This is a genomic window from Streptomyces sp. MB09-02B, from assembly GCF_033794485.1.
Classification (GTDB): Bacteria; Actinomycetota; Actinomycetes; order Streptomycetales; family Streptomycetaceae; genus Streptomyces.
This window is the reverse complement of record NZ_JARGEE010000141.1, coordinates 1-20,444: the sequence shown is the minus strand read 5'-3', so window position 1 is coordinate 20,444 and position 20,444 is coordinate 1. Positions and strand designations below refer to the sequence as shown.

Genomic DNA, 20,444 nt, shown 5'->3' with positions numbered 1-20,444 from the left:
CGCCGATCCCGCTGCCATGGAAACGAGCACCACCCGCAAAGGTCACGCATTCGATGAGGGAACATCAGTCCACTGAAACCGACCCGGCAACGAGGCACGCGACACGACGAAGACCAGCAGCACTCACTCCCGCTCACCCAAGCGTTCTTGAGCGCACTCCAGCGGCAGCAGTTCCAACCCCGCCCCGTCGTGCTTCACGTTCCAGTCGCGGGCGATCTTGACGGCGTACGCCTCGTCGATTTTACCGACCGCATGAACTCAGAGACCGGCTCTGAACTGCGACGATCCATAGACTACATGTCCGCGATGGTGAGTTGGGGGCGTTGTCGTCGCTCCTTCGTGTGGTCGTCGTGTCGCGAGCGGAAGTGTGGTCCGCGAGGTGTCGCAGTGCGAGGGCTCCTGGAGCCGCTGCCCCCGGTTGTAAATCAGTCGTCCGGCGGCGTGGGGCCCGCCACGATACCGCCATGACTAGCGATCTCTTGCTTGACCGGGCCCGGGAGCTATGGACAGAGCTGGCGGTGAAGCCAGTGGAGTTCCCCGCCTCGGACGGGGCGAACGTTGTGGTCTCTCCTGGCTCGCGATTGTGTCCGCCGTTGTGGACAGGAATTGTGGTCCTCGGCGGAGTCGGCATCGTCACCGTGCCGAGCGTGCAGGCCGCCAAGCTGATGGCGGGCGCTTCAAGCAAGCTGTCCGTTGAGGAGATCGTCGACGAAGACCGTCTGAGTGAGGTGCTGCTCGTTCTCGACGTACTTGGTCCTGCGTCCCTCTTCTATCTCGACCGCGCCGATTTTCTGCCTGCGCAAGGAGGCGCCGCCGTCGAGGAGGCGGTCTGCGGCGACGATGAGCTGGCAGCACTCCTGGCCTGTGCTGGTGAGGAGGACGTCGGCGAAAGTGGCTTGGCGGACATCACCTCTTCCGCATTCGTCCTCCGCGAGGGTGACGAGGTGGTTGCCGCGTCCGGCTATCAAGCTTGGCCGCAGGGGGTGGCTCACCTGAGTGTGCTCGTTGCGCCGGGCTATCGAGGCCGAGGGCTTGCGAGGGTCGTGGCGTCTGTGGCTGTGGCGCATGCGCTTGACTCCGGGCTGCTTCCGCAATGGAGAGCCCGGCCGCTTCCGTCAAAGCGCGTGGCACTTGCGCTGGGCTTCCAGGAGCTGGGTTCCCAGCTCAGCATCCGCCTCGGCGTCGCGGTCTCACCAGCCGTGGCTGGTGAGACCGCCGTCTGAACTCGGCCGAGGTGATTCAGCGCACCGTCGAGTCGCCGATCTGGGCTTCGAGGTCGGCGACGCGTCGATCTTGGAAGCGGAGGTTGGAGCGGGCAGCCTTCAGCCGCTCGTCGAGGGTGCGGTTGTCGGTGGTGAGCTGTCGGACGCGCTGCTTGAGGGTGGTGTTCTCGGTGGTGATTCGCTGGATGGCTTCCTCCGTCCACTCGGCTTCCAAGTCGCGTACCTGGCCGATGAGTTCACCGATGCGAGTGCGCTGGGCGACGATTTCGGCGTGGGCGGCTTTGAGGGCGTCCTCGGCGTTCAGGGCCCGCTCGCGCCAGGTTGCCTCGCGCTCGTCTGCCTGGTCGGCGAGTAGCTGCCCGTGGTGCTTGCCGGTCTCGGCCATGGCGAAGGCGACTGCGGTCCTGGCTTCGGGGTTGTCATAGAGGAAGGTGCGGGAGACATCCGCGCGGCGGGCGACGGCGGCGACGTTGACCTGGGCCTTCTCTCGCCGGAGCCGGGCGATGGCGTCGTGGACCCGCTGGATTGCGGCCTCTGTTCTGCGGCGGCGGGACGCCAGGGCGGCTGCCGTGCGGGGGTCGGGAACAGCGGCGATGCTCATGTCTGTGCTTCTCCTTCGGGGGCGTCAAACTCGGCGTCGTACTCGTCTTTCTGGGCGTCTTCTGCCTCGGTTGCCTCGGCGAGGTCGGTGGCGCGGAAGGCTGTGGACCAGATGCGGTGGAAGTAATCCTGGGGTTTGCGCAGGTCCAGGGCGAGGGCGTCGTCGAGGAGACCCAGACCGGCCAACGCCTTCTCCAGGCCGTCGATGGCGCGGGCGGTGGGCTCGAAGTAGCGGTGGAGGTAGTCGGCGGTGGCGTCGTCGGGTGCGCCTTCGGCCAACAGCCGCCACTGCTCCCGCTTGCGGCGCCAGTAGAGGAGGTCGGCGACGGACAAGACGAACTTGTCGCAGTTGTGGCAGTCCAGGTTCCAGGGACAGGCGCCGCCGTCGACGACGGGCTGGAAGGTGCAGAACCCGCCCTCGGCCGGGGTGCTGCGGCGGGACAGGTCGATCGCGAGGGCCTGCGCCTGCTCGCGGGTGAGCGGGGTGGCGTCCCCCGCCAGGAACTCGCCGGGCTGTGCGGTGCCGGGGCCGGCGACCCAGACGTGCTGGAGGACGTTGTCCAGGTCGGAGCTGGTCAGGTGGACGTAGTACTCGGCCATGCGGTCGGAGACCTGGCCGAGGTAGCGGCGGATGTGCGTCAGGGTCGCGCCGTGCCGCAGGAGGTTCGTGGCCAGCGTGTGCCGTGCCTGGTGCGGGACGAGGCGGCCGAGATCCAGTTCGTCCACCCACAGCCGGAAACCCCGGATGAACCAGGTATAGGACAGCGAGGTCGTCATCTGCGAGTTGCGTGTGGTCCGGGGGAAGAGGACCATCGCCGCGCGTTGCTGTGGTGAAGGGGCGTGGCCGTGCCGGGCCGTGAACTTCTCCAAGGTCTTGCGCTGCCGCTCCGCGAGGAGTTCGTAGAGACTCTCGGGGATGCGGATCGCGGCGTCATAGTTGCCGACCTTGGTCTGGTCGTGCCAGAACATGGGCAGGCCGCCGTAGCGGCCGATGCATTCCCACCGCAGCTTCAAGACCTCGCTGGTGCGGCGCCCGGTCGTGACGATCGCTTCCCAGATATCGCGCAGGCCGTGGTCGCTGGGATCGTAGGCGTCAGCGAGGCGCTGAAGGTTCGCCCCGTCGGCCAGTGCGCGGGCCGCCTCGTCCGGGAACGGCCGCCGGGCTCGAAGCGGCGCTCCGCCTCCGGCGGGCATGGCCGTGATGAACTCCCGGTCCAGACCGAGCCGTTCGGCGGTGCCGTCCTCCAGAGCGTCCCGCAGGACCCTCCGGACGCTGTTGAAGACCGTCCGGCGCGTATGCGTGGTCACCGTCGGCGGTTTCCCGGTCGAGCTGGTCAGCGCGATCGACGGCAGGCTGTCACGTTCCCGGCGCCGCTGGTCGGCCACGAAGCGCTGCATGTGCTCGGCGCGCAACGCACCGGGATCGTGGCCTCCACCTGGAGCGTCAACCTCCAGGAACGCGCCCAGCTCGGTGCATGCCCGGCGGAGCGAGTCGATTGCGGTGGCGGTCCTCGGGCACCGTGGAGACCGCAGCAGATCGGCGAGGTGGTCCCAGAGCAGGTCCCGCAGCCAGCGCTGCGGGACGGCGGTGAGGTCGATGTGGCTGGCCCGCTTGTCGAACCGGATGCCGAAGTGGTCCGTCTCCAAGAAGCCTGCCTCACGGCAGTCGTCTGGGGCAAAGTAGATCAACTGCAGCTCTCGCCGCATCTCCCTGACGATGCTGGACGAGAAGCCCCCCAGGGCGCCCAGGTCGAGATCAACCAGCGAGTCGACGCGGCTCTCCCGGCAGGCGTTGACCATGCGCTGGATCCACTCAAGGTCCCAGCGGCCGGGCTCGGTTTGCTCGGCGTGGCGGAACATTCCCCACTGGATCTCGGCCCGCAGCAGCGGACTGAGCCCGCGCAGGTTGATCTGCCCCGGCCAGGTCACCGCTGCCACCGATGTGCACCACGCCCGGAACTCCTCTCGGTTCTCCATCACCACCGGGACCGGTTGCCCGATGCGCTCGTAGGAATGCCACCAGTGGTCCGGGAGCGAAGCGCCGCCAGGACGTCCGTGCAGCCGGTAGCGATGGCGGTGTCCCGAGCACAGCCCCAGCGGGGAGTAGGCCAGACTGACGCAGACCGCCGCCTGGCACTCTCCATAGCCCGTCAGCGGTTCCTGTTCTCCCAGCCACTGGGCGAAGTCTGACTCCTCAATGGCTCCGGACCTGCACAGATACAGCCACCGAGTCTGGTGCCGGACGCACAGCCGTGTCGCGGTGTGCGCCGCGGGCCGTTGGGGGCAGATACGGCAGGACTCCTCGCGGATCCACTCCGACGGACCGAGCGGTTCCGCCGCCGTGACAAAGGCCGCCTTGCCGACCCCACGCTCCTTGGCCTCGTTCCACTCACGGCGGTGCACTGAGCACAGATCCGTTCCGCCGTCACGGACGCGTTCGCACTGGTTGATGAGGCATTCCCACCGATAGACAGCGTGGCCGCGAGGGATCCGGATGATCGGTTCCCGGAAAACCGGGTCGAATGACGGGCTGTGGATCAGGGCCGTGAGGATCTCCAGCCTGTCCCGGCCCTGACGGTCGGGCCGGTCGGTGTGGACCGGCAGCAGGGACCTCGCGCTCACTTCGACTCACCCCAGACCGTACGGAGTGCCGCGTCGAACGCCGGGTCGTGGACGTCGACGTGCCCGTAGACCTCATCCACCATCGTGGCCGAGGCCCAGCCACCCGCGTCCCGGGCGATCAGAAGGTTGCCGTCCGATGCGTCGAGGACCGCCGAGGTGAAGGAATGGCGGAAGGCATGGGGTTTCACGAGCCCCAGGCCGGCGCGTTTCCCTGCCCGACCCAGCATCCTGCGGGCTCCGACCGGGGCCCACGGCTCCCCGGCACCCGCGCCGTGCAGTTGGACCAGCAACATCCCGTGCCCGGACCGGCCGCGTGGATACTCGCCGCCGGTGAGGTACTCGAAGTAGGTGTGCACCATCGCCGGGCTGACCCGCTTGATCAGCCCACCGGTGACCGTGCCGTTCTCGAGCCGCCATGGGTGCTTGGTCTTCGCCTCCGACCGATTCGGGTTGCCGGGCCGGTGGCAGACGTGCAGGTGAGGGCTGCGGCACTCGCCGCAGGCCGCGTTCTCGCGCAGGTGCAAGTCGACCAAATGCAGCCCGCAGAGCTCGCCGATCCGAAGCCCGCCGTCAGCGAGCCAGGTCACCACCAGCCGGTCCCGGGCCGAGTTCACCGTCGCCAGCAGCTTCTCGCGAGCGCCGTCCGGGAGCATCTTCGGGTGTCGCCTCTGTGGCCCGCTCGGCGCGAGCGGGTTGGCGGGCATCGCACTCTTCACGTGCCCGAGGAACGAGCGGCGGCGGTCCGCCTGGGACGGCAGCCTAGTCGCACCGAGCTTCTTGCCGAGCTCGCCGTTGATGCCGAGCGAGGCCTGATGCAGGTAGAAGCCCTTCAGACAGGCTGCGGCAGTCGACAGCGCCGCCCGGCCGTAGGGGCGTTTGCCGACCCGCCACGGCTCACCGAGCGGCATGCGGACCTCGGCGCCGACGATCCCCATGTACCGCTCAAGATCCCGCAACACCACTGTGCCGAAGGCCAAGCACTCGCGCTCCAGCCACCGCAGATGGTCCACCAGGTAATAGGCGTACGTCTTCTGCGTCCCCGAACCGTCGTGCGTGCGAAGGAAGCAGTCCGCCTCCGCGTGCACCGCTCCTTCGGGCCAGACGATCGTCCACGACCGCCGCCCGTCCTGCCGCTCGATCTGCTGAACCCGCAGGTCCCCGATCACCACTCGCCGTGCCACTTGTCCTCCGTACCGACGCCGGAACATGGCAGACGTCCCGGTCCCGGTCGGTAAACGAGCCCATGACGCCTTGGTCACAGGCCCAGACGGACATCACGGGCAACGCTACCCACAGTCGGTAAAGTCGAGCACCGGATAGAAGATCGGCTGCTCGGGGAGCCGGGGAGGCCAGGCCCGCCATCCCGCCTCCCGCACCAGCCCCAGCTCCACGGGGCCGGTCGGCCGCCACAGGGTCGTCGTCTCTCGCTGCCCGCTCACGGAACGCACCACTCTCCGAACCCGGCGCCCGCGATTCGGCACGCCGGGCGGCGACACTACCGACACGACGGTGGGAGAGGCACGGGAAATACGGCCCGCGCCGGGAGCGCCCCGGAGGCTCAGCGGCCCACCTACACCTTGTGACTCACGTCACATGCGACGCCTGTCAGCAACCGGGGCGCCATCTCGTTCAGGAGGCACGCGAACGAGACAGGAGCATCGCCATGAAGCACCGCATCGTCGTCCTCGGCGCCGGATACGCCGGAGCCTTCGCCGCCGGGAACCTGGCCCGTCGGCTCTCCCCCGCCGACACCGAGATCACCGTCGTCAACGCCGTGCCCGACTTCGTCGAGCGGATGCGGCTCCACCAGTTCGCGAGCGGACGGGACCTCACGCCCCGCCCACTCACCGACGTGTTCGCCGGCACCGGGGTGCGGCTCCGCGTGGCGCGCGTCACCGGCATCGACCCCGAGAGCAGGACGGTCGCCGTGACGGGCGAGACCGGGGACGGCCGGCTCACTTACGACACCCTGCTCTACGCCCTCGGCAGTTTCGTGGCCGACCACGGCGTGCCCGGGGTGGCCGAACACGCCTACGACGTGACCGGCAGGGCCTCGGCGGTACGGCTCCGGGAGCGCCTGGCCGAACTGGACGCGGGCGGCACCGTCCTGGTCGTCGGTGAGGGGCTGACCGGCATCGAGACGGCCACCGAGTTCGCCGAGTCCCGGCCCGACCTCTCGGTCGCGCTCGCCGCCCGTGGGGAGCTGGGCGCCTGGCTGAGCCCGAAGGCCCGCCGACACCTGCGCCGGGCCTTCGACCGGCTGGGCGTCACCGTCCACGAGCACACCGACGTCACCGCCGTCGAGCCGACACGGGCGATCAGCGCCGACGGTACGTCCCTCGCGGCCGACGTGACCGTCTGGTCGGCCGGATTCGCCGTGCACCCCATCGCGGCCGCCGCCGGCCTGCGGGTCGCCGAGACCGGCCAACTGATCGTCGACCGCACCATGCGCTCGGTGTCGCACCCGGACGTCTACGCCGCGGGCGACAGCGCCTACGCGATCGGCGACAACGGCCGGCCGCTGCCGATGTCCTGCGCCTCGGCCGGTTACACCAACATGCAGGCGACCGGCGCGGTCATCGCGCGCCTGACCGGCCGCGAGGTCCCGACGGTCGGGCTGAAGTACGTCGGCAACCACATCAGCCTCGGGCAGCGGGACGCGATCTTCCAGATGGTGGACGGCGAGGCCAGGTCGAAGTCCTGGTACCTGGGCGGCCGAACCGCCGCCGGACTCAAGGCGGGCATCCTCAAGGGAGCCGCTCTGAGCATCGCCCACCCGACCTTCGGCATACCGAAGCGAGGGCGACGGCTGGCCGCCGGGTCCGAACGGGGTGGCGTGAAGGCGGCGGGGGTGCGCCTCACGGGGGCGAAGGTCGGCGGTGCGAACACGACGGCGTGAGGGCGCCGATGCCCTTTGTGCAGGCCTGGTTATGAGGGCACTGCTGTGAAGGCACTGCTGGGAAGGCCCTGCTGTGCCGGCCTGGTGATGAGGGCTGCCATGAAGGCACTGCTGTGAAGAGCGCCGCATAGGGTCGTGTGCATGGACACCGCAGCCATCGACCGATTCGAGGCCGGCCGGGGACGGCTGGCCTCGCTCGCGTACCGTCTGCTCGGCTCGGCGGCCGACGCCGAGGACACCGTGCAGGACACGTTCCTGCGCTGGCAGGCCGCGGACCGGGACCAGATCCGGGTCCCGGAAGCGTGGCTGACCAAGGTCGTCACCCATCTCTGCCTGGACCGGCTCCGCTCGGCGCAGGCCCGCCACGAGCGTGCGGTCGGAGACTGGTTGCCCGAGCCGCTCCTCGAGGGCGACCCGATGCTGGGCCCCGCCGAGACCTTCGAACAGCGCGAATCGGTGTCCCTGGCCGTGCTGACCCTGATGGAACGCCTCTCGCCGGTGGAGCGGGCCGCCTATGTCCTGCGCGAGGCCTTCTCGTACCCCCACGCCGAGATCGCCGGGATCCTCGACATCACCGAGTCCGCGAGCCAGCAGCATGTGCACCGGGCCCGGCGCCGGGTCGCCGCCGAGCGTCGCGGCGGCGAGTCGGTGGATCCCGCGTCCGCGCGCAAGGTCGTCGAGGAGTTCTTGGCAGCGGCCACGTCGGGGCGCACCGAACGGCTGGTGGCGCTGCTCACCGCCGACGCGACCGCGGTCTCGGACGGGGCCGGGCTGGCCAGGCGGCTGTTGCGGTACAGGACGCCGGAGCGCATCGCGTCCCTCGTGCGGGCCGGCTTCAAGCCGACCGCGGCGAAGCGGCGGATGGCGGGCGGGTCCCCGGTGATGCACATCGCGACGGTCAACGGCTCGCCGGCCGTCGTCGCGGTCGTCGAGGGCCGGGTCGTGGGGGCGGTGGCGTTCGATGTGGCGGACGGCAAGGTGGCGGCCCTGCGGGGCATCGCCGCGGCGGACCGCCTCGGACGCCTGAACGAGGCCTGGCAGCGGCACGAGCCGGGGGCGCCGGTCGTGAGCGCGTGGTGAGGGAGGGCGGCGGACGCTGTGACCGGGGCCGGGCGAGAACAGCGACGGGCGGCGCCTCTGTAGATGACGCCGCCCGCCTCTCGCCGACCCTTCGGCCTCGGTGGCTCCTTGGGTGTTCCTTCGGCGCTCCTTGGGTGTTCCTTGGGTGACTGACCCCTTCGGTGGCTCCTTCGGTGGCTCAATCCCGCCGGACCAGTTCCGGGTCGATACGGCGTCCGACGAGCGGCAGGGCGCCGAGCGCGGCGACGGCGACCGCGCCGAGGGCGCAGGCGAGCAGCAGGGGGATTCCGGCGCCGTCCCAGTAGACGGCGCCGCCGCCGGTCACGAGGTAGCTGGACTCGGCGAGTTTGCCCAGCACGACGGCGAGGGCGAGACCGACGGCCAACGGCACGACGACCTGGGCGACTTGGACGGCCCGCAGCGTACGGGGCCGGGCCCCGAGCAGCGACAGGGCGGTGACCTGGGGCTTCCGCTCGACGGCCCGGTCGGTGGCGGCGACCAGGTAGGCGGCGACACCGATGACGAGCCCCAGCACCATGCCGATGCCCAACAGGCTCCGCACCACGGTGATCTGCTGCAAGGACGTGACGACGACCCCCGGCGTACCGACCTCGGTGGTCGGGTCCACGCCCCCGATGCCGTCGAGCACGGCACGGACGGTTTCGGGGGCTGAGCTGCTGAGGAGGGTGAGGGTGGCCGCGTCGGGGCGGTGATCGGCGGGGATCGCGGACGGGGGGAGCAGCACGGAACCGCTGTCGATGACCGGGAGGTCGTGGTCGTCGGTGTACCGCAGGACTTCTCGCGGCACCTTCACGTGCATCACGCGCCGATGCCCCTCGTGTCGCAGATCGAACGGGAAGCGCGTTCCCGGCTTGCTCTGCTCGGACGCGACCTGATTCGGGTCCCACAGCCGCATCGGGCGGCCGTCCACACAGCCGCGGACCTCCCTCACCAGATTCCGCAGCTGATCGCACGTGGCGAGCACCACAACCAGGCTCGGGTCGAACTGACCGAACTCGGAACTCGACCGCGACTGCATGACGACCGCGTGTCCCCGGACGCCCTCGACCTTCTCCCAAGCCCGCTGCCGGTCGGCCGTAGTCCCCGCGAGCGAGATGTCGTAGGTCTGAATCGGAGACGTGTTCTTGGAGACCTGGTCCAGCTCGATCAACACGCCCTGCACCAGCGAAGCGGCGAAGACCAACATCACCAGACCCGTGGCCACCCGCAACGCGCCCCCGGGTTCCACCTCGTTGCGTCGCATGGCCAGACCGAGAGAGACCGAGTGGGTGGCGCGGGCCACCCTCTGCGAGAGGGTCCGTGAGAAGACCGGCAGCATCATCACGAGCCCGGTGCCGACCAGAATGACGGCAAGGGGCATGAGAACCGAAGAGAGTGTCGTGTCCCGGGGTGCGTTGTCCGTCAATCCGGCCACGCAGTAACCGATCACGATGCCCATGCCCGGGAGCAGTGGCAGCAGCCCCCACTTTCCGGGCGCCTTCTCCACGGCACTCCGCCGAACGGCCAGCGGGTTCGCTGCCGCGTTTCGCGCGCTGGCCCGGCCCACGTACCACGCGAGTGCCGGGCAGCCGACGCCGCAGATCAACACCGTGGAAAGCGACAACGCCCCGTCGGCGGGGTACCACTTGAAGCCAGGCAGTCCGATGCGCGAGACGAGTTGGTTCGTGATCGCGTAGGCGCCCAGTCCGAGCGCGGCACCGAACGACGCGGCCGCGACGGTCTCGGCGGCGTTGACCCGCTGCGTGCCCTTTCTGCTCAGGCCCAGCAATCGCAGAGCGGCCAGTCGCCTGGCGCGCGCCGCCGCCGAGAGCTTGGCGCACACGGAGAGGAACACGGCCAGGGGGAGGAGCACGACGCCGGCGAGAGTGAAACGCACGATGTCTAGCGTCGAGGATTCCAGGGTGGGAAAGTCGGCGTCGCTCTTGCCGAAGGTCGTCATACGGTCGCCACCGTCTTCGAGTTCCTCCCGGCCGACGCCCACGTACGCATACAGCTCGTCGGGGTGAGCCAACCCCTGGGCGCCGATGGTCCCGCTGTCGTCACCTGGTAGAAGCTGGGCCAGCGCGGGTTCCCGCTGGAGCGCCTCGCGCAGCCGCGGGGATACGAAGATCTCACCCGGGGCGGGGAGTTCCCTCAGGCCCGGCGGAGGCTCGATACGCCTGGTGCCCCGAGCCACGAAGACCCGGGTGAGGGGTTCCGAGCCATAGGGATCCATGCGGGTGAGCTCGAAGGGATCGCCCTCCGTCACCACACACCTCACCCCGCTGGCATCCCGCTTGCAGTCCGGGACGCGCGCCGCCTTGCGCCCGTCCTGCGCTTCCAGGATCCCGGGGATGGCGAGGACCGCAGCCAGACAACACACACCGATCGCGCTGCCCGCGACCATGAGGAGGAAGCGCACCCGGCTTCCGCGTCCGGCCCCCAGGAGCAGTCGCAGCCCCAAGAGGAGTTCCCTCATGACACCTCCCGCACCTCGGCCGAGAGGACCCCGTCGCACATCGTGTAGCGGCTGTCCGCGCGGGAGGCGACCTCGGAGTCGTGCGTCACCAGCACCACAGCCGTCCCCTGAGACCGGGCGAGGGCAAGGAACTCCTCCAGCACGGCCGTGGCGTTGGAGCTGTCGAGCGATCCGGTCGGCTCGTCGGCGAACACCACCGCCGGCCGGTGCACCAACGCCCGTGCCACCGCCACACGTTGACTCTGCCCACCGGACACCTGGGAGGGCCGCCGCTCCCGCAGGTCCGCGAGACCCAGGCGGCCCAGAACCTCCCCGGCTGTGGCAAGTGCCTCTTTCTTGCGCTGTCCAGCGAGCCGCAGCGGAAGGGCGGTGTTCTCCTCCACCGTCAACTCGGGGAGGAGTTCGCCGTACTGGAACACGAACCCGAACCGCTCCCTGCGCAGTTGGCTGAGTTCCTCGTCGTCGAGTCCCGCGAGGCACCGTCCCTCGAAGTGGACCTCACCCCGAGCCACCGGCAGCACCCCTGCCAGGCAGTACAACAGGGAAGACTTCCCCGAACCACTCTGCCCGGTGATCGCCGCGACCTCTCCCCTGCGCAAGGAGATCTCCGCGCCCCTGACGGCGGGCGTCTCCCCGTAGAGGAGGTCGACCCCCTTGGCGGAAAGTACTTCTGAAGTGTTGATCTCATACCCCTCGGAAGTGCGGGAGCCCAGGCTGGATCGCCTGGGCTGTGGGCGCGGGAAGGCTCAGTCGCGGTTGTAGTGGAAGCTCACGGTGGGCGAGCAGTTGTCCGGGCGCAGAGAACCGCGGTCACGGCACACTCGGACGTCCGCGTCGTCCGTATAGCGCTGAGAGCCACTCCAGTCGGAGTGATGCATCTCGACCGTCCTCCGCTGCTTCCCGTAGTAGCGGGCCCAGCCATGCCCCTCGACCTTCACCTGCACGTACACGTTGTGGCCGTCGCGCGCGCTGTCGTCCCTGAGCTTCCCGGTCCACTCGAAAGATCCGTGGTTGACGCCCGGCGGGTTGAACTTGTACTGACCTTCCAGGAATTTGACGCCCCGCGTATCGAGCGTCGGGATGCTGCCCTGCTGCTTCGGCGCCGCCAGCGCAACCCCCGCCCCCGCGAGAAACAGCCCCGCAGCCACGACCCCGACCATCGCCCTCTTCATGCGTACCTCCGTGTCGACCGGCAGCTCCACACCACCGTGAATCACGGACTGTAACGCCCCAATTTCGCACAGAAACGATCGATCCACCCAACCACCACCGAATCAGGTGATCTTGAAGCACACGAAGCACAACCACCCAAAGCACCAAAGCCCCAAAGCCCAGAAGGCGGCACCCCCCGCACGGGGTGCCGCCTTCTCTTCGTGGACCGGAGCCGCCGCCCATCGGTGAGGGTCGGTCGGGGACGAGCGGCGGTTCCGGGGCTGGTGACCGCCGGAGGCTACCGGTGGTCGCTCCCCGTCGACTGCGACGCCGCGCGCCCCGCCTCCAGGCGGGCCACGGGGATGCGGAACGGGGAGCAGGAGACGTAGTCGAGGCCGACCTCGTGGAAGAAGTGGACCGACTCCGGGTCACCGCCGTGCTCGCCGCAGACGCCGAGCTTGAGGTCGGGGCGGGTCGCACGGCCCGCCTCCGCCGCCAGCTTCACCAGGGACCCCACACCGTCCTTGTCGATCGTCTCGAACGGGCTGACCCCGAAGATGCCCTTCTCCAGGTAGGCCGTGAAGAAGGACGCCTCGACGTCGTCGCGGCTGAAGCCCCACACCGTCTGCGTCAGGTCGTTCGTGCCGAAGGAGAAGAACTCCGCCGCCTCCGCGATCTGACCGGCGGTCAGCGCGGCGCGCGGCAGTTCGATCATCGTGCCGATCGACAGCTTCAGCGACACCCCCGTCGCCGCCTCGACCTCCGCGACCACCGCGTCGGCCTCCTCGCGGACGATCTCCAGCTCCTGCACCGTGCCGACGAGCGGAATCATGATCTCGGCGCGCGGGTCGCCCTTCGCGTTCTTGCGCTCGGCGGCCGCCTCCGCGATGGCGCGGACCTGCATCGTGAACAGGCCCGGGATCACCAGGCCCAGGCGCACGCCCCGCAGGCCCAGCATCGGGTTCTGCTCGTGCAGGCGGTGGACGGCCTGGAGCAGGCGGAGTTCGTTCTCGTGGGGCTCCTGGCGGGACTCCGCCAGGGCCACGCGGACGGAGAGTTCCGTGATGTCGGGGAGGAACTCGTGCAGCGGCGGGTCGAGGAGACGGACCGTCACCGGGAGGCCGTCCATCGCGGAGAAGAGCTCGACGAAGTCCTGCTTCTGGAGCGGGAGCAGGGCCTTCAGGGACTCCTCGCGCTCCACCTCCGTGTCGGCCAGGATCAGGCGTTCGACCAGCTCACGGCGGTCGCCGAGGAACATGTGCTCCGTGCGGCACAGGCCGATGCCCTGGGCGCCGAAGCGGCGGGCGCGCAGCGCGTCCTCGGCGTTGTCGGCGTTGGCGCGGACCCGCAGGCGGCGCTTGCGGTCGGCGAAGGCCATGATGCGGTGGACCGCCTCGACCAGTTCGTCGGCGTCCTGGGCACCCGCGTGCATCCGGCCCTCGAAGTACTCCACCACGGGAGACGGGACCACCGGGACCTCGCCCAGGTAGACCTTGCCGCTCGAACCGTCGATGGAGATCAGGTCGCCTTCCTCGACCACGTGCCCACCCGGCACCGTCATCCGGCGGCGCTTGGTGTCGACCTCCAGCTCCTCCGCGCCGCACACGCACGTCTTGCCCATGCCGCGCGCGACCACGGCCGCGTGGGAGGTCTTGCCGCCGCGCGAGGTCAGGATGCCCTCGGCCGCGATCATGCCGTCGAGGTCGTCGGGGTTGGTCTCGCGGCGGACCAGGATGACCTTCTCGCCCGATCGCGACCACTTCACGGCCGTGTACGAGTCGAAGACCGCCTTGCCGACCGCCGCGCCCGGGGAGGCGGCGATGCCGCGGCCGACCTGCGCGACCTTCGCGTCCTCGTCGAAGCGGGGGAACATCAGCTGCGCGAGCTGGGCGCCCGTGACCCGCTGGAGCGCCTCCGCCTCGTCGATCAGGCCCTGGTCCACCAGCTGCGTGGCGATACGGAAGGCCGCGCCGGCCGTGCGCTTGCCCACGCGCGTCTGGAGCATCCACAGCTGGCCGCGCTCGATGGTGAACTCGATGTCGCAGAGATCCTTGTAGTGGTTCTCCAGGGTCTCCATGATCTGCATCAGCTGGTCGTACGACTTCTTGTCGATCGACTCCAGCTCGGCCAGGGGGACGGTGTTGCGGATGCCCGCGACCACGTCCTCGCCCTGGGCGTTCTGCAGGTAGTCGCCGTAGACGCCCTGGTGGCCGGAGGCGGGGTCGCGGGTGAAGGCGACACCGGTGCCGGAGTCGGGGCCCAGGTTGCCGAAGACCATGGAACAGACGTTGACCGCCGTGCCGAGGTCGCCGGGGATGCGCTCCTGGCGGCGGTAGAGCTTGGCGCGGTCGGTGTTCCAGGAGTCGAAGACCGCGTGGATGGCGAGGTCCATCTGCTCGCGCGGGTCCTGCGGGAAGTCCCGGCCGGCCTCGGTCTTGACGATCTTCTTGAACTTGGTGACGAGCTTCTTGAGGTCGGCCGCCTCCAGCTCGGTGTCGACCGTGACCTTCTTGGCCGCCTTCGCCGCCTCCAGCGCCTCCTCGAAGAGGTCGCCGTCGACGCCGAGCACCGTCTTGCCGAACATCTGGATGAGGCGGCGGTAGGAGTCCCAGGCGAAGCGGTCGTCGCCGGCCTGCTTGGCCAGGCCCTGGACCGACTTGTCGGAGAGGCCGATGTTGAGGACCGTGTCCATCATTCCGGGCATCGAGAACTTCGCGCCGGAGCGGACCGAGACGAGGAGCGGGTCGTCGGCCTGGCCGAGCTTCTTGCCCATCCTCTCCTCGAGGGCCACGAGGTGGGCGGTGACCTCGTCACGCAGTGCCGCGGGCTCGTCGCCGCTGTCGAGGTAGACCTTGCAGGCCTCGGTGGTGATGGTGAAGCCGGGGGGCACGGGGAGACCGAGGTTGGTCATCTCGGCGAGGTTCGCGCCCTTGCCGCCGAGGAGGTCCTTGAGGTCCTTGTTGCCTTCGGTGAAGTCATAAACAAACTTCACGCCCTCAACGCTCTGAGCTACGTGGCCTACGTGGGGATCTTTGTTTTCCGACACAGGTCCCAACTCCTTGAGGACGCGGTGGCTGCCCTGACGGCGAGGAACATACCCAGATCGAAGGCACCTGGGTACGTCCACTTGCGCGTCATGCGCCTGTAACCACCCGTCCGCCAGGAGATCGAAAGTCAAGGCTTGGCAAGGAACGGAGCTGATATGCGTTCACCTCCTGAAGGCGACCATCCCCACCCGGCCCCCATTCCGCTCACCTGAGCGGCATTCGGCACGCCTGAGTTCGCTCGATGAACAATCAAAGGGTGGCACCGAGTGCCACACCTTGAAGTCGCAGAGCCGCCCTTGATTCGCTCATCTGAGCGCAACCGCTATCAGAGGTGGCGAGAATCACGCCGTTCGAAGGGGCCCGATTTCACCATGCGGACCGCTCCACGGGACGGAAACACCCCCGTCACACCCCCAGCGCGACCAGCCGCTGCTCGGCCCGCTCCGGCGCGTACAGATGCTCGACGACCAGTGCACCCGCGCCCACCAGCCCCGCCCGCTCCCCCAGCTTCGAGGTCACCACGTCCAGATGGGCCGTGGAGCGGGGCAGCGCGCGCTGGTAGAGCAGTTCACGGACGCCCGTGAGGAAGGAGGTTCCGGCCAAATCGCCGGCGATCATCAGGACACCGGGGTTCAGCAGGGTCACGACCGTCGCCAGGACGTCCCCGACGGTCCGGCCCGCCTCCCGCGCGAGGGCCGTCGCCCCCGGGTGACCGGCGACCAGCAGATCCCGCACATCTGAGCCGGAGGCCGCCGCAACGCCCGCCTCCGCCAGCCGCCGGGCCACGGCGCCGCCGCTCGCGACCGCCGCCAGACAGCCGTACGAGCCGCACTTGCACAGCGCCTCCGCGCCCTGCGGCACCCGGATATGGCCGATGTCGCCGGCGCCGCCGTCGATCCCCCGGTATATCGAGCCGCCCACCACGACCCCGGCGCCGATGCCCGTGGAGACCTTGACCAGCGCGAACGCCGAGCAGTCGGCGTATCCCGCGCGCTGTTCGCCGTACGCCATGAGGTTGGCGTCGTTGTCGACGAGGACCGGTGTCCCGGCGGGGCCGGACGCGTGGTCGGTGAAGGCGCGGGCCAGGCGGCCTCTTATGTCGTAGCCGTCCCAGCCGGGCATGATCGGCGGCTGCACGACGCGGCCGGTGTCGGTGTCGACCGGGCCGGGGACCGCGAGGCCGATGCCGCAGACCGCGTCGGCCGGGTGGCCCGCCTTCTCCAACAACTCTGCGAACCGGCGCCCGAGTTCGTCCAGAACGACGTCGGGGCCCTCCTCGATGACCAGGACACCGGTGTGCTCGGCCTGGATCTCGCCGGTGAGGGAGAGGACGGCGGCGCGGGCGTGGCGGGTGTCGAGGTCGGCGGCGAGGACGACCGCGTGCTCGTCGTCGAACTCCAGGGTGATGGAGGGGCGGCCGCCGAGCGGCGAGCCGACGGGGCCACCGGCGCCCTCGCGGAGCCAGCCCGCGCGGAAGAGCCGGTCCAGGCGCTGGCCGACGGTCGCCCGGGAGAGGCCCGTGGCCTGCTGGAGCGCGCCCCGAGTGGTGGCCCGGCCGCTGCGGACCAGCTCCAGCAGATCTCCCGCCCCGGCGTGACTACCCACCCTCACAGCCCTTCCGCTCATGTCGTCCTCGGTGCCGCCATTGTCGCCGCCCCGGGGGAATTCGTTCCCCCGCACCCTCTTGCGTTCACCAACTCTGCATTACATATTGAGTTTTGCGTGTTAAGTAGACGTAACTCTACGGTAGCTACCGCCGAACCGGTCGGCACCTTCTCCTCAGGGAGCCCCGCGTGGACCGCACGACCCAGCTCACCGCCCGTCGACCAGGCACGAGAACCCGCGCCGGGGACGACGTATACGATCCGGCCGGATCGCCGCACCGCGCGGCGGCCGAGGTGCTGGCGGCCAACTGGACGGGCCGGTCCACCGTGCCGTCGCGCACGCTGTATCCCCACCAGTGGTCCTGGGACTCGGCGTTCATCGCGATCGGCCTGCGGCATGTGTCGCCGCTGCGGGCGCAGACCGAGCTGGAGACGCTGCTCGCGGCGCGGTGGGGGGACGGGCGGATCCCGCACATCGTCTTCAACCCCTCGGTGCCGCTGGACGCGTACTTCCCGAGCCCCGACTTCTGGCGCTCCTCGACGGCGGGGCGCGCCGCCGGTGCCCCGCGCACGACCGAGACCTCGGGCATCGTGCAGCCGCCGGTGCACGCGCTGGCGGCGTGGCTGGTGCACCGGGCCGACCCGGAGCTGTCCCGGGCGCGCGGCTTCCTGGCCCGGGTCTATCCGGGGCTGGCCGCCTGGCACCGCTATCTGCTGGACCGCCGCGATCTGGGCGGCGGCGGACTGGCCTCGGTCGTCCACCCCTGGGAGCAGGGCATGGACAACAGCCCCACGTGGGACGCGCCCCTCGCCCGGATCACCCCGGCCCCCGCCCGCTCCTTCCGGCGCGCCGACCTCGACCACGGCGCGGCCGAGGACCGGCCGACGGATCTGGACTACGGGCGGTACGTACGGCTGGCGGCGGACTACCGGGACGCCGGGTACCGGGACCGGGACCGGGTGGGCGATCGGTCCACTGACCGGGTGGGCGATCGGTCCGGTGGGAGACGCCGGCGCGGGGCGGAGGAGTTCGCCGTCGAGGACCCGGCCTTCAACGCGCTGCTCATCGCCTCCGAGCACGCCCTCGCCCGGATCGCGAAGGAGTTGGGCGCGTCGGGCACAGCCCGGCACACGCGCGCCGAACGGCTGACGGCGGCCCTGGTGGAGCGGCTGTGGGACCCTGCGGAGGGCATGTTCCTCTGCCGCGACGTCACCAGCGGCGCCCTGATCCCCGAGCGCGGCGTCTCCGGCCTCGTCCCCCTGCTGCTCCCGGGTCTTCCCCGGGACATCGCCGCCACCCTCGTCCGCACCCTGCACGGCCCGCACTTCGGGCTCGGCGACACCACCCTGCTGGTGCCGTCGTACGACCTGACCGGTGAGGCCTTCGATCCGCACCGCTACTGGCGCGGCCCCGCGTGGTTCAACACCAACTGGATGCTGGAGCGGGGGCTCAGGCTGCACGGGGAGCAGGGGCGGGCCGACGCGCTGCGGACGTCGCTGCTGGAGACGGCGGTGGCGTCCGGGTTCGCCGAGTACGTCGACCCGTACACCGGTGAGGCGTGCGGGGCGGCCGGCTTCGGCTGGACGGCCGCGCTCACCCTCGACCTGCTGCATCGGGACGACCACGGTCGCCCGCCCGCCGGGGAGCGGCAGCGCGCCCGGGAGCGCCACCACGCACGGCACCACGAAACCAACGAGACCAACGAGACCAAGTTCGGCATGAGTGACCAGGGAGGGGACCGGGGATGACGGACCGGCATCACCTGCTCGTGCGTGGCGGGACGTTCGCCGCCGTGGGCGACGGCGGCGACATCAGCGGCGTACGGGGCGGCAGTTCGCCGGACGGGTTGTTCGTCCGGGACGCCCGGCATCTGAGCCGGTGGCAGCTGACCGTCGACGGCGCGGTTCCCGAGACGCTCACACCGGTCGCGGACGGTGACGTCGCCCGCTGTGTGCTCGTGCCCCGGGGCGGTCGCCGGGAGCCGCCCGCGTACACGCTCTTCCGTGAACAGGCCGTCTCCGACAGCGCGTTCGTGGAGACCCTGCGCGTCACCAGCAACCGGCCGGTGCCGACGACGGTCAGGATCGCGATCACCGTCGACGCCGACTTCACGGACCAGTTCGAGCTGCGCTCCGACTTCCGTACGTACGCCAAGAGCGGTGTCGTCCGCAGGCGCGAAGTCCTCGACGACGGGGTGGAGTTCAGCTACCGGCGCGGAGAGTGGCGGTCCTGCACGACGGTGACGGCCGAGCCCGCGCCGGACGGTGTGGAGGAGACGGGGACGGGGGCGCGGCGGCTCGTCTGGGCCCTGGACGTGGCGCCGCACGGCTCGGCGGAGCTGACCTGCCGGGTGATGGCGCGCACGCACGGCGACCGCCGGGCCCTGCGCGTGCCGCGCTCCCCGGCCGCCGTGCACGAGCAACTGCGCGCAGCGGAGGACGAGTTCGTGGAGGGCGTGGCCTTCCCCACCGGCTGGCCGGAGCTGGCCGCCGCGTGCGCGCGCGGCCTCGCCGATCTCGCCGCGCTCCAGGTCCCGGCGACCGGCCCGGACGGCGAGACCCTGCGGGTGCCCGCCGCCGGGGCGCCGTGGTTCCTCACCCTCCTCGGCCGGGACGCCCTGCTGACCTCCCTCTTCGCGCTCCCCTACCGGCCGGAGCCGGCGGCCGCCACACTGCTCGCGCTCGCCGCCGCCCAGGCGACCGAGGTCGGTGTCGACTCGGTGGCCCAGCCCGGCAAGATCGTGCACGAGGTGCGGCACGGTGAGCTGGCGCACTTCGGGCAGGTCCCGTACGGCCGTTACTACGGCTCGGTGGACGCGACGCCGCTCTTCCTCGTCCTGCTCGGCGCGTACGTCGAGCAGACCGGGGACGTCACCCTGGCCCGCCGTCTCGAACCCCATGCGCGGGCCGCGATCGGCTGGATGCTGGACCACGGCGGCCTCACCTCGCGCGGTTACCTCGTCTACCGCGCCGACCAGGGCGGCCTCGCCAACCAGAACTGGAAGGACTCCCCCGGGGCGATCTGCTCCGCCGACGGCAGTCGGCCCGCCACCGGGCCGGTGATGGCGGCGGGCGCGCAGGGCTACGCGTACGACGCGCTGCGCCGCACCGCCGTGCTGGCCCGCACGGTGTGGGAGGACGAGGTGTACGCGGCGCTCCTGGAGCAGGCGGCGGGTGATCTGCGCGACCGGTTCCAGCGGGATTTCTGGATGCCCGGGCACGGGTTCCCCGCGCTGGCGCTGGACGGGGAGGGCGGGCAGGTCGACGCGCTCGCCTCGGACGCGGGGCATCTGCTGTGGTCGGGGCTGCTGGACAAGGAGTACGGGAAGGTGGTGGGGCGGCGGTTGCTGGAGCCGGACTTCTTCTCCGGGTGGGGGGTGCGGACGCTGGCCGCGGGGCAGCCGGCGTACCACCCGCTGTCGTACCACCGGGGGTCGGTGTGGCCGCACGACAACGCGCTGATCACGTTGGGTCTGGCGCGGTACGGGCTGCACGACGAGGCGCGGGCGGTGGCCTCCGGCATGGTGGACGCGGCGTCGGCTGCCGGGCATCGGCTGCCGGAGGTGTTGGCCGGGTACGGGCGGGAGACGCATCCGGTGCCGGTGCCGTATCCGCACGCGTGCGTGCGGGAGGCGCGGTCCGCGGCGGCGCCGTTGGCTTTGCTGACGGCGGTGGGCGGTGCGTAGGACTCCGTCGGGGGGCTGTTTCTTATACACAACTCCGAGCCAAAGAAAAAGG

Annotated in this window: 14 protein-coding genes; 5 read left to right on the top strand and 9 right to left on the bottom strand. The window is 70.3% G+C overall.

The window, feature by feature from the left end; genetic code table 11:
* Positions 1 to 464: 464 nt before the first annotated feature.
* Positions 465 to 1,223, top strand: a complete 759-nt coding sequence (locus P1P70_RS20695) for a GNAT family N-acetyltransferase (protein WP_319239913.1) — start codon at positions 465 to 467, stop codon at positions 1,221 to 1,223.
* 16 nt (positions 1,224 to 1,239) lie between these two features.
* Here P1P70_RS20695 and P1P70_RS20690 read toward each other — a convergent pair whose 3' ends face one another.
* From P1P70_RS20690 to P1P70_RS20675, 4 genes are all read right to left on the bottom strand, one after another.
* Complete coding sequence (locus P1P70_RS20690; RefSeq protein ID WP_319239911.1) at positions 1,240 to 1,824, bottom strand: DUF6262 family protein; 585 nt, start codon at positions 1,822 to 1,824, stop codon at positions 1,240 to 1,242.
* Entirely contained in the window at positions 1,821 to 4,445 is a 2,625-nt protein-coding gene (locus tag P1P70_RS20685; protein ID WP_319239909.1) for a site-specific integrase, read from the bottom strand. Before P1P70_RS20685 ends, P1P70_RS20690 begins: the two co-directional genes overlap by 4 nt.
* Positions 4,442 to 5,626: a tyrosine-type recombinase/integrase gene (locus tag P1P70_RS20680; RefSeq protein ID WP_319239908.1), complete on the bottom strand. Its 1,185-nt coding sequence runs from the start codon at positions 5,624 to 5,626 to the stop codon at positions 4,442 to 4,444. Before P1P70_RS20680 ends, P1P70_RS20685 begins: the two co-directional genes overlap by 4 nt.
* A gap of 105 nt (positions 5,627 to 5,731) precedes the next feature.
* Positions 5,732 to 5,884 carry a hypothetical protein gene (locus P1P70_RS20675; RefSeq protein WP_319239917.1) on the bottom strand — a complete coding sequence of 51 codons (153 nt, stop codon included), beginning with the start codon at positions 5,882 to 5,884 and terminating at the stop codon, positions 5,732 to 5,734.
* A 224-nt stretch (positions 5,885 to 6,108) separates the two neighbouring features.
* Between P1P70_RS20675 and P1P70_RS20670 the strand changes: the two genes are divergently transcribed.
* Positions 6,109 to 7,344 (top strand): NAD(P)/FAD-dependent oxidoreductase, encoded by a 1,236-nt coding sequence (locus tag P1P70_RS20670; RefSeq protein WP_319239906.1) that lies wholly within the window; start codon positions 6,109 to 6,111, stop codon positions 7,342 to 7,344.
* A 141-nt stretch (positions 7,345 to 7,485) separates the two neighbouring features.
* A complete protein-coding gene (locus tag P1P70_RS20665) occupies positions 7,486 to 8,424 on the top strand; it encodes a sigma-70 family RNA polymerase sigma factor (protein WP_319239904.1) in 939 nt (312 codons plus the stop codon).
* A 178-nt stretch (positions 8,425 to 8,602) separates the two neighbouring features.
* On the opposite strand, the gene P1P70_RS20660 is transcribed toward P1P70_RS20665, so the two are convergent.
* From P1P70_RS20660 to P1P70_RS20640, 5 genes are all read right to left on the bottom strand, one after another.
* On the bottom strand, positions 8,603 to 10,903 hold the full coding sequence (locus P1P70_RS20660) for an ABC transporter permease (protein WP_319239902.1): 2,301 nt from the start codon (positions 10,901 to 10,903) through the stop codon (positions 8,603 to 8,605).
* Positions 10,900 to 11,586 (bottom strand): ABC transporter ATP-binding protein, encoded by a 687-nt coding sequence (locus P1P70_RS20655; protein WP_319239915.1) that lies wholly within the window; start codon positions 11,584 to 11,586, stop codon positions 10,900 to 10,902. Before P1P70_RS20655 ends, P1P70_RS20660 begins: the two co-directional genes overlap by 4 nt.
* Positions 11,587 to 11,649: 63 nt before the next feature.
* Entirely contained in the window at positions 11,650 to 12,075 is a 426-nt protein-coding gene (locus P1P70_RS20650; RefSeq protein WP_319239900.1) for a hypothetical protein, read from the bottom strand.
* 278 nt (positions 12,076 to 12,353) lie between these two features.
* On the bottom strand, positions 12,354 to 15,101 hold the full coding sequence (gene ppdK / locus P1P70_RS20645) for a pyruvate, phosphate dikinase (protein ID WP_413471503.1): 2,748 nt from the start codon (positions 15,099 to 15,101) through the stop codon (positions 12,354 to 12,356).
* Positions 15,102 to 15,507: 406 nt separating this feature from the next.
* Positions 15,508 to 16,728, bottom strand: a complete 1,221-nt coding sequence (locus P1P70_RS20640; protein WP_319239896.1) for an ROK family protein — start codon at positions 16,726 to 16,728, stop codon at positions 15,508 to 15,510.
* A 167-nt stretch (positions 16,729 to 16,895) separates the two neighbouring features.
* On the opposite strand from P1P70_RS20640, the gene P1P70_RS20635 reads away from it, so the two are divergent.
* Positions 16,896 to 18,455, top strand: a complete 1,560-nt coding sequence (locus P1P70_RS20635; RefSeq protein WP_319239894.1) for an MGH1-like glycoside hydrolase domain-containing protein — start codon at positions 16,896 to 16,898, stop codon at positions 18,453 to 18,455.
* Positions 18,452 to 20,392, top strand: a complete 1,941-nt coding sequence (locus P1P70_RS20630) for a glycogen debranching N-terminal domain-containing protein (RefSeq protein WP_319239892.1) — start codon at positions 18,452 to 18,454, stop codon at positions 20,390 to 20,392. The genes P1P70_RS20635 and P1P70_RS20630 overlap by 4 nt, the downstream gene beginning before the upstream one ends.
* Positions 20,393 to 20,444: the final 52 nt, after the last annotated feature.

Coding starts and splice junctions, on each gene's coding strand:
- P1P70_RS20695 (WP_319239913.1), top strand. CDS start 465: ATGACTAGCGATCTCTTGCTTGACCGGGCCCGGGAGCTATGGACAGAG.
- P1P70_RS20630 (WP_319239892.1), top strand. CDS start 18,452: ATGACGGACCGGCATCACCTGCTCGTGCGTGGCGGGACGTTCGCCGCC.
- P1P70_RS20660 (WP_319239902.1), bottom strand. CDS start 10,903: ATGAGGGAACTCCTCTTGGGGCTGCGACTGCTCCTGGGGGCCGGACGC.
- P1P70_RS20665 (WP_319239904.1), top strand. CDS start 7,486: ATGGACACCGCAGCCATCGACCGATTCGAGGCCGGCCGGGGACGGCTG.
- P1P70_RS20670 (WP_319239906.1), top strand. CDS start 6,109: ATGAAGCACCGCATCGTCGTCCTCGGCGCCGGATACGCCGGAGCCTTC.
- P1P70_RS20650 (WP_319239900.1), bottom strand. CDS start 12,075: ATGAAGAGGGCGATGGTCGGGGTCGTGGCTGCGGGGCTGTTTCTCGCG.
- P1P70_RS20690 (WP_319239911.1), bottom strand. CDS start 1,824: ATGAGCATCGCCGCTGTTCCCGACCCCCGCACGGCAGCCGCCCTGGCG.
- P1P70_RS20640 (WP_319239896.1), bottom strand. CDS start 16,728: ATGAGCGGAAGGGCTGTGAGGGTGGGTAGTCACGCCGGGGCGGGAGAT.